7 protein-coding genes are annotated in these 9,419 nt (G+C 36.2%); 1 reads left to right on the top strand and 6 read right to left on the bottom strand.

The features are described 5' to 3' along the window. Positions 1-196: 196 nt before the first annotated feature. From MUW73_RS01985 to MUW73_RS01995, 3 genes are all read right to left on the bottom strand, one after another. A complete protein-coding gene (locus MUW73_RS01985; RefSeq protein WP_243018127.1) occupies positions 197-1,705 on the bottom strand; it encodes a sodium:solute symporter family protein in 1,509 nt (502 codons plus the stop codon). A gap of 463 nt (positions 1,706-2,168) precedes the next feature. After that, positions 2,169-3,599 (bottom strand): cryptochrome/photolyase family protein, encoded by a 1,431-nt coding sequence (locus tag MUW73_RS01990; RefSeq protein WP_243018128.1) that lies wholly within the window; start codon positions 3,597-3,599, stop codon positions 2,169-2,171. A 298-nt stretch (positions 3,600-3,897) separates the two neighbouring features. Further along, positions 3,898-4,548 (bottom strand): alpha/beta hydrolase, encoded by a 651-nt coding sequence (locus MUW73_RS01995; RefSeq protein ID WP_243018129.1) that lies wholly within the window; start codon positions 4,546-4,548, stop codon positions 3,898-3,900. Between the two features lie 166 nt (positions 4,549-4,714). Between MUW73_RS01995 and nth the strand changes: the two genes are divergently transcribed. After that, positions 4,715-5,347 (top strand): endonuclease III, encoded by a 633-nt coding sequence (gene nth / locus MUW73_RS02000; protein ID WP_243018130.1) that lies wholly within the window; start codon positions 4,715-4,717, stop codon positions 5,345-5,347. Positions 5,348-5,614: 267 nt separating this feature from the next. On the opposite strand, the gene MUW73_RS02005 is transcribed toward nth, so the two are convergent. The 3 genes from MUW73_RS02005 to abc-f all read right to left on the bottom strand — a co-directional run bounded on the left by MUW73_RS02005 (position 5,615) and on the right by abc-f (position 9,113). Further along, positions 5,615-6,277: a uracil-DNA glycosylase gene (locus MUW73_RS02005; RefSeq protein WP_243018131.1), complete on the bottom strand. Its 663-nt coding sequence runs from the start codon at positions 6,275-6,277 to the stop codon at positions 5,615-5,617. A 208-nt stretch (positions 6,278-6,485) separates the two neighbouring features. Beyond that, positions 6,486-7,277 carry a PorT family protein gene (locus MUW73_RS02010; RefSeq protein WP_243018132.1) on the bottom strand — a complete coding sequence of 264 codons (792 nt, stop codon included), beginning with the start codon at positions 7,275-7,277 and terminating at the stop codon, positions 6,486-6,488. Between the two features lie 222 nt (positions 7,278-7,499). Continuing rightward, the gene (gene abc-f, locus MUW73_RS02015; protein ID WP_243018133.1) at positions 7,500-9,113 is read right to left on the bottom strand and encodes a ribosomal protection-like ABC-F family protein; all 1,614 of its coding nucleotides are present in this window, start codon (positions 9,111-9,113) and stop codon (positions 7,500-7,502) included. Between the last annotated feature and the right edge of the window lie 306 nt (positions 9,114-9,419).

Here is a 9,419-nt window from a genome sequence, read left to right on the forward strand (position 1 = left end):
ACAACAGCATCCACCCTGCAACATCCATTCCTGCTGTTTTTCTATGTCAGCTATAAGGGTCACTTGCTGATCGCAACTATTTTACAAGGGGTGTTTTTTTATATATTATTATATATAATAATCAATTAAATATATCCCTTAAGTTGACGCCATCTCCTGAACAGATACAAGCAAAGGCTAAAACAAAATTCCTTATTTACTCTAAGTCTAGACGCTTTTTATATCTTTTAAATGCTCGTATAAGCTGTTGTATTCTTTTTTGTTGCGGATCTAACCCAACCCAGCCTTGACCTTTTGGTTGTTTTAGCCAATAATGGGCGGCCATCATAGCCAGGCCATTGGCTAGAATACCCCATAAAACACCATATAATGCTATGGCAGATTCAACCCAGTTGTACCAACCACAAGTGACTACTATACCTGTAGCCATTCCGACCAAAGCCGTGCAAGGAGTACCCCGAAAACCAAAAACAGCTAAAATAAAAGGGGGACTCACTATAGTCGTCATACCTAATGTAAGAGGCTGCAACACACAATTAACTAGTTCAAATAGGTTAAGATAGTAAAGGGTTAAAATCATAGACAGTAGGCCTGTAAATAATCCAGTTAATTTGGCGATTCGAAGCTGGTCTATGTAGGGGTCTCGTTTTATACCTCGAATAATTTGCACCACATCATGGCTAAACATAATCGAAGCAGTGTGTAGATTAGAATCAGCTGTGGACATGGTCATGCCTAATACACTAATCATCAAACATCCTTTATAAACAGGTGGCATATCAGCCAGTATATATGGCCAAATTGCCTTTTCGGGGAGATTGGGATCTCCTACAAAAACAAATAGGCTAATCATAGATATAAAAAGCAGTATAAGAGGTATTATCAAGCTCACATACAAAAATACTTTTCTGATTTGAATAGGACTAGCATGCATATAGGCTTTGTGTATAATTGGGGGAGGTATAAAAAATGCAAGACTTAGAAACTTCAAAAGCAGACTCGAGTTTTGTGTGTTGCTATCAACTTCGAAGAAATGGCTTAATCTATATTTTTCGTGCTTTTGCAAAAACAAAAAATCCTCTAAAAAGGACTTACCTGTTTTTATAAATACAAACTTAATAAGCAGGGGAATCATGATAGTAAAAGTTATAAACTGCCATACATCCGTAACGGTAACAGCACGAATACCCCCAAAAGTAGCATAAATAATAAGGATTAAAGTAGCCAACATGGTAAAGATACGAGGATCAATCGAATCTATACACATGGCGATAATAGAGGACATTACATTGATTTGAACAGAAACAACAACAATCATCCAGCAGATACTCAGACAAGCAACAATAAGCCTTGGATACTTACCATATATGCTACCTATAGTCTCTGCAATAGAGAGATGTTGCATAAATGGCCCCATACGCAGCCCCAGCAGACTGAGCATCGCATACCTGATCACATAGGAGATAATGAGACTAATCGTGTAAAATATACCTCGATCATAGAATCTTGGTATATAAAACATCATGACTCCTCCTCCAATAATTGTAGCCAACGTTGTAAACACCAGGGTATTGGTATGAAAGGATTTATTGCCTACAGCATATTCCCGAAATGTAATTGCCTTTTTAGTAGCGCAAAGCCCTACCAGAAGAGTGAATATCAAAAAGACCGATACCATTAAAAGTGTAGTGGAATAGTAGATCATAGATAAATCGTTATTTGATAAAGGCTATTTTGTTGGGTCTTAGAAAGAAAAACAAAAGATATAGTTGATGGAGCCGTTTTTTTTATGAGGCACCAAGTGATAGGGCTGCATAGACAATGAAGTTAACCTAATAAATTGTTTGTTTAACAAACTTTTCTAAAAACATAATCGCATTTTAGCTTACCAATCTTAGCACCACCATACTATCTGAAGAGGCAGATCGTAAGTGTAACGCACATACAAGTTTTATGAAAGTGCTCGTAAGAGTTTTTAACTGGAAAATCCTAAATAATAAACAAAAAAACAAATCTAAAAATGATGTTATGAAACAGTTGTTATAGATTAATGAGTATAATTTTTCTATCGCCTGTCGTATTATTTTTGAGGTTAGTAATTTAGTAACTGGTTGATTAATAAGAAAATTTAGGAAAGCGTAAAGTTAAAAGCAATGATTGATTATAAGTTATTGTCCTGCTTTTTTAAAAGTTTCTATAGCCCTTACTCTAGATAACCCATAGTCAACCATAGGGTTGGGATAATGGGGATATAATTTATGAAAATCTGCATTATGGATAACATCTGCAGGTATTGTTTGTAGGCTAGGTAAGTATTTTTTGACATACTGCGCATCAGGATCAAATTTCTTTCCTTGAAGGTAAGGATTAAAAATCCGAAAATAAGGCTGTGCATCTGTACCACAAGAACTTGACCATTGCCAACCACCAACATTGGAAGCTAGTTCATAATCCATAAGGTACTGAGCAAAAAAATTTTCACCTTTACGCCAGTCTAACAGCAGATTTTTAGTAAAAAAGCTCGCTACGATCATTCTTGCTCTATTATGCATCCACCCCTCTAACAATAGCTGTTTAATGGCTGCATCTACTATAGGATAACCTGTTTGCGCATGAATAAACTTATCATAATCTTCTTGTTTGCTATTCCAAGGTATAGTACCACGATATTTTTCTTGAAATGCTTGATCCACTGTATTGGGAAAATGATATAAAATATAAGTATAAAACTCACGCCAAATTAATTCATTCACCCAAGTAATAGCACCTAAATTTGATGCTAGAGCCAATGCTTTTCGATAACATGATCTGATAGATATAAGCCCAAACCTTAAATAAGGAGAGCAAATACTGGTACCATTAATTTGTAAAAAGTCTCGATTTGCTTTATAATGGTCTATTTTAGTTTTAATAAAACTATTTAAAACATGATGGGCATTTTTAGGATCCCATAAAGCATCTTTTGTATATAGATAGCCAATCTGTTGTAACATGGCTTCTTCTCCTAAGCTTAAGTCAATAGATTGAGCATCTAATGGTGGAGGAATCAATAATCTACCTTCCAATTGATAGGTATATTCTGTTAGTAGCCTATTCTGTGCTATTGTCCCTTGATTGACTATATGGGTTCTAAAGGCCTGCATATAAGGGGTATATACCTTATATGGCTCGTTATATTTTGTTAAAATTAGATCAGGTTTTATTAGCAAATGGTCACAATATAAATATAGGGTACATTGATTCGCTAGTAGGTTTTGAATTTTTCTATCTCGTTCTATATTGGCTGGCTCATAGTCTTGATCGGCATAAATAGCTTGAATTTTTAAAAGTTTAACCAGTTTAGGGATGATCTCCAAAGGCGTGCCATGAAACACAAAAAGTTTCCCTGCTAGTTTTTGTAGTTGCTCATTAACTAAACAAAGCGTATTGGCTAAAAAAGAGAGCCGTCGATCATAAGGATTTTGAAATCTCTTGAGAATAGTAGTGTCAAAAATAAAAATTGGTAACACTTTATCTGCATTACGCAATGCAGCAGCAAAAGACTTGTTATCCGCTAGACGCAAATTACGCCGTAGCCAAACGATCGAAACTTTAGACATAAAGATAGCCGTTTACCTAAGTAAAGTTTGTTAAAGCAGAACCTTTAGCAACTTGATATAGCCTACGAAAGATTTTATATAAGCATCCAGTTTATACCCCATATATATAGCTTTTTTAGTTAATATATATAACACTAGCATACTTCCTAACAGCGTAGCTACGTGGCTAAGATGCCGATTACTTATATTTAGACCTATACACAGTTATAATTTCTTACCATTAATAGTGCATAGCACGAATGGTTGAGGAGTAGCCAACTATTAGACTGATGCAGAACATGAGTAGCAACACCTTACATCAGGGTATGCCTTTAATCTGACTATTTTTTATAAAATTAACGGCAATGTCTAATCCTCTATGGTCTATCGAATGTGCAAGCTGATCTAGTTTATGTGCACTGCAGGGTACATTATGCTGAGATAAATAGGCTAATGCATGATCTATAGCATCTACGGTTACTACCGTATCTAACATCCCATGAACTAGACAAATCGGCGTAGCCCTATTGATGCATTGTGAAGGCGCCACTAATAATCCGGAAAATCCTACGGTAGCTAGGAAAGGCTCCTTTTGTATCAGTGTTAAATATATAGCCATCATAGCTCCTTGTGAGAAGCCCATAATAATGGTCTCTTTATTGGTAAGATTGAGCGCCAGTTGCTTTTGGTGAATGATGTCTGTAACTGATGCAACATTACTGCCCAGCAACCTCTTCATCACATAACGAGTTCGATCTTGTAAACTAAACCATTGCCTCCCATAAGGAGCCATATCATATGGTTCTACCCCATGAGGAGCCATGAAGTGACAATCTGGTAAACTATCTTTAATATGTGGAACTAATTTGATTAAATCATGCCCATTAGAACCAACACCGTGCAACAATATTACTAGTTTTTTGGCTGGTAATATTTTACTGCCTACTTCAGGATGTATTAAATTAGTCATTGTTAATCTGCTATGATGCTAAATTTGTAAGGTTAAGTTTTGTTTAATGCTATGAGCAGGGTAGCAAAAAACGCAAATTTTCACAAGAGACGTTTTTATTTTTGTACGTAGCCTTACCAGATTCCTGCACGGATACAATCTATTTAGGCTTTATTATTAACATTTTATGAAAAAACCAATAGTTAATAAAATTTTTAAGATTTTAAGCCATAAAAATGAGAACCCTAGAACAGAATTAGTCTATAAAAATGAGTTTACCTTATTAGTAGCCGTAATCTTATCTGCACAAGCTACTGACATATCTGTAAATATAGCTACAAAACCTTTATTCGAAGCATATGATACACCAGAGAAAATGCTACGCCTTGGAGAAATAGGGTTGAAAAAATATATCCAATCGATTGGATTATTTAACCATAAAGCCAAACATATTATTAGTTTATGTAACCGATTGATCAATGAGTATAATAGCCGCGTACCCAGCCACTTTGACAAACTGTTACAATTGCCAGGCGTAGGCAGAAAAACAGCTAATGTTGTATTAAACTGTTTGTTTAACCAACCAACTATTGCGGTCGATACGCATGTATTTAGAGTAGCCAAAAGGCTTGGACTAGCAAAAGGCAACACACCCCAAAAAGTAGAAAATGAGCTACTAGAAGTGATAGATCAGAAGTGGCACCAATATGCTCATCATTGGCTTGTACTACATGGCAGGTATATTTGCAAAGCACGAAAACCGAATTGTACCATTTGTCCGCTTAAAAGATATTGTGCGTACTACAAGGAATTGGTATAAGACTTTTTTGTCTATCTGTTATTGTTCAGGCAATGACGTAAACGTATATCCATTGATTGTGGCATGAAGTTGACACCATTAGCCATGCACCTCGATGTTTGTTCTGGCATCAACAGGCACCTTGCCATTTAGATTGATTTTGCTAGTCATGCCTAAATATTCCAGCAACTTTAAATGGGATATAAACAGTATAAGGTACTCATTTTTTTTAATGAAAGCCCTCGCAAACGTCCTGGTTATGTAACCTGGCTCATAGGCCCAATAGACCTACCAAGCAATAGGCTTTTGCCCTGTGGCTAGCAGATAAGCATTTGCTTTACTAAAATGTCTATTTTGAAAAAATCCCCTATGGGCAGAGAGTGGAGAGGGATGTGCTGATTTTAGTATCAGGTGTTTTTGGGAATCGATTAAGGCTTCCTTTTGCCCTGCATAGCGGCCCCATAGCATAAATACCACTTGTTGTTTGCGTTCCGAAATGACTTTGATCACCGCGTTAGTAAACAGTTCCCAACCTTGGTTTTGATGGGACCCTGCTTTATGTGCTTCTACCGTCAAAATGACATTTAATAACAATACACCTTGCTGAGCCCAACCATCCAATGTGCCAGATGTAGGTTTTTCAATACCCATATCTGTCTCTAGTTCTGCAAAAATATTTTGTAATGAAGGGGGCAAAGCAACCCCTAAAGGTACAGAAAAAGCCAATCCATCTGCTTGTCCTGGACCATGATAAGGATCTTGTCCTAAAATCACTACTTTTGTATCGGTAAAAGTTGATAGCTCAAAGGCTCTAAATATATTTTTAGCCGCTGGGTAAATGGTGCTATTTTGATAGGCCGCCCTTACGTAATCTGTTAGCTTTTTGAAATAGGGTTTTTCAAATTCTGTAGCCAGTTGATTTTTCCAGGATAATTCTATGCGTATGCTCATGCTTGTAAGCGTTATCATATGGTTAGTTTTTATTTAGCCCTATGGCACAATACGCAAAAAAAGCAAGAAGTCCAACTAGTAAAAAGCTATTGAAAGCACCTCTTACAAATGACCAGCAAAACAGTTGCAATGGAGGCTAAAGCCTGGATTCTGTTTGTAGAGGTGTAAAGGATGCTTTCAACAGCTTTTACAAAAGGGAAAAAAGAATTTAGTATAGTTTGGCTAAATTAAAGCCTACAGAAAGATGGATAGAGGTAAACAAGGGGCGTTCGTCCTTATTTTTCATGTTTAATAAATTATAAGGCAGCATGCTTTTTACTTCTAGAAGCCACCCATTTGGAAATTCCAAAGAAGTTCCACCTACAAACCCAATTTTAAGTCTCTTTTCGTTCTTACTAGAAGGCGAGCCTGTAGAACCATCAGTGTCTGATCCTAATTCTATCGGATAAGACATAGACTCACCTTTTTGAGTACGCTTGATACAATAGCAAATGTGCAAGCCCGCGAAAAGACGACCCAGAAAGTAATCATCTTTAAAATCTGGCCGAATAACCCTGGTCCAGTACCATGTGAGTAGCGTGTTGTTTGCAATCGTATGGACAGAGCAGATCTTGTTACGCAAGGATATCCCAGTAGATTTAATAGATTTATCAAATCTATTGTACAATAACTCTACGCCTAATCCTATATGATCGTTAAAAGAACGTTCCATATATAGGGCAGCCCCAAACCAAGGATTCCACATACTATAATTTAATCCTGCTACATTTTGTCCGAATGATACTGCCTCTCCTAAGATTGGTACTTGTTTTAGTGCTGCTAATTCCGATCCGTTAGATTGCAATAACTTACTATGTTTCTTTTCTTGATCAGATAATGTACCAAAAGAAGTAGTTCCTGCTATTTTTATACCATAACTCCAATCCTCTGCTGCAGCTTTAGGTGATGGCATCAAACTTAACACCATTAAGCATGCTATACTTTTTTTAAATCTATTCATGGTAAATTTTAATTAATTAGTAATTGTTACTGTATTCATATCAGCTATTCAGCTGATATACAGCAAAATAAAAACAACTTAGATATATGAACTGTTTATTGATAAATGGCTTTGTTCCACTTAATTTAAGTTAAGGCTAGTTTGAGTATTAAACTAAGCCATTAACTATAAAGAAGCCAAATTTAAGGTTTTATATCCAACAATGCAAGATAAGCTGGCTATCTAACTCAAGTTCACCACCTCTTTAAATTCTTCATATCTGCCTGGAAATACCTTTACTTTTTTGTTTTCGATATACCAAATTTTATTGGCTACCTGTTGGATAAAATTACGGTCATGTGATACAAATAAACAAGTACCTTCATATTGCTGTAGCGCTTGTCCAAGTGTATCAATAGAATGAATATCTAAGTGGTTGGTTGGTTCGTCCAGTAATAGAAAGTTTGCTTGAGAGAGCAGTACGGTGGCTAAGGCAACTCGTGCTTTTTCGCCACCAGAGAGCACGGCTATCTTTTTAAATACATCATCCTTAGTGAAAAGAAACATACCTGCTATGGTACGCAATTCTTGTTCCGTACGTTCTGTGCCATCACTATGGCTACTATGGGCACGTAAGGCTTCTATAATAGTATGTTCTAGATTTAACGCTTCTAACTGATGCTGGGCATAAAAAGCCATCTCTACATTATTACCAAAGCTCCTTTGTTGTTGCTCAGCGGCTTCATGTTCAGCTATAATACGCAATAGAGTCGTTTTACCACGTCCATTAGCACCAATTAAAGCGATTTTATCGCCTCGATTAATTTCTACGGCCGCATCTTTTAAAATAGATACAGGACCATAAGCCTTATTGATCTTATCTATTACCGCAATAATTTTGCCAGGATTTTGCTTGATGGAAAACTGAATTTTTATCGTTTTACGATGGGCAGAAGGGACTTCTATTTTATCTATTTTATCTAATGCCTTGATCCTAGATTGAACAAGTTTGGCTTTACTAGCCTTGGCTCTAAAACGATCTATAAATTCTTGTGCATGTTTGAGTTGTTTTTGTTGATTGGCATAGGCATTTTCGAGTAATTCACTTCTTTCTGATTTTTGTACTTCATACGCACTATAGTTGCCTACATAAACAGTAAACTTTTTCTCAGAAATTTCTACAATTTTACTAGTAGTACCATCTAAAAAGCTTCTGTCGTGTGAAACCACTATAAAAGCACTATCATAGTTTTTTAAATAGGCTTCCACCCACTTAATAGAGACTAAGTCGAGGTGGTTGGTTGGTTCATCCAATATCAGTAAAGAAGGTTGTTGCAAAAGCAGCTTGGCAAACATAACACGCATGCGCCAACCTCCTGAAAACTCAGCAAGTGAACGATCTAAATCTTTGGTAGTAAAACCCATACCCTCTAACATGGCCTCCGTTCTTGACTGTATATCATAGCCACCTATCCGCTCAAACGTTTCTTGCAGATGCGATAACTGAGCAAGCAAATCATCCGAATAGTTGACCTCCATCTGTTGGCATAAAGCTTCAATTTTTTTTTGCGTAACCAATGCTTGACTGAAAGCTTCCATGGCTACATTGCGAATACTGTCTTGAGATTGATAAGAAAGCAGATCCTGGTTGAGAAAACCAATAGAGCACTCTTTTCTTCTGGTCACTTTGCCGCTATCGGGTGTAAGGTCACCGGTAATAATCTTTAATAAAGTAGATTTTCCAGCTCCATTTGGGCCTATTAGGCCAATTTTATCTTTGGGCTTAATATGAAGGGAAGCTGAATCATATAGGGTTCGTTTACCCAAATGATAGGTAAGGTCATTGATTACAATCATGGAATTTTATTAGCTTTTTTCGAGCATAGTAGGGAATATAGATCACTCTTATGCTATAAGAAGCAAATATAAGCCAATTTTTATTATTATGGTACCTTATAAACATCACCCCCTAATCCTACCATCTACGCGCTTAATACATCTGATCTTTGTATCATTTTTTTTTGTCATTATACTTATTTTTTGTTATTATAATAATACATTTAACTTTAAAAATTTTTTATAATAAATTTTATTATATGCTGTTAGGCTAAGTTAAATTTTGTTTCCGTTCACCACTATGGCGTATGCTAGGAAAAAACGCGC

This window comes from Candidatus Cardinium sp. cByotN1 (assembly GCF_022810525.1).
Taxonomy (GTDB): domain Bacteria; phylum Bacteroidota; class Bacteroidia; order Cytophagales; family Amoebophilaceae; genus Cardinium.

Bases quoted from the DNA above. Each gene is read 5' to 3' on its own strand.
- MUW73_RS02010 (WP_243018132.1), bottom strand. From the start codon at position 7,277: ATGAATAGATTTAAAAAAAGTATAGCATGCTTAATGGTGTTAAGTTTG.
- MUW73_RS01985 (WP_243018127.1), bottom strand. From the start codon at position 1,705: ATGATCTACTATTCCACTACACTTTTAATGGTATCGGTCTTTTTGATA.
- MUW73_RS01995 (WP_243018129.1), bottom strand. From the start codon at position 4,548: ATGACTAATTTAATACATCCTGAAGTAGGCAGTAAAATATTACCAGCC.
- abc-f (WP_243018133.1), bottom strand. From the start codon at position 9,113: ATGATTGTAATCAATGACCTTACCTATCATTTGGGTAAACGAACCCTA.
- MUW73_RS01990 (WP_243018128.1), bottom strand. From the start codon at position 3,599: ATGTCTAAAGTTTCGATCGTTTGGCTACGGCGTAATTTGCGTCTAGCG.
- MUW73_RS02005 (WP_243018131.1), bottom strand. From the start codon at position 6,277: ATGAGCATACGCATAGAATTATCCTGGAAAAATCAACTGGCTACAGAA.
- nth (WP_243018130.1), top strand. From the start codon at position 4,715: ATGAAAAAACCAATAGTTAATAAAATTTTTAAGATTTTAAGCCATAAA.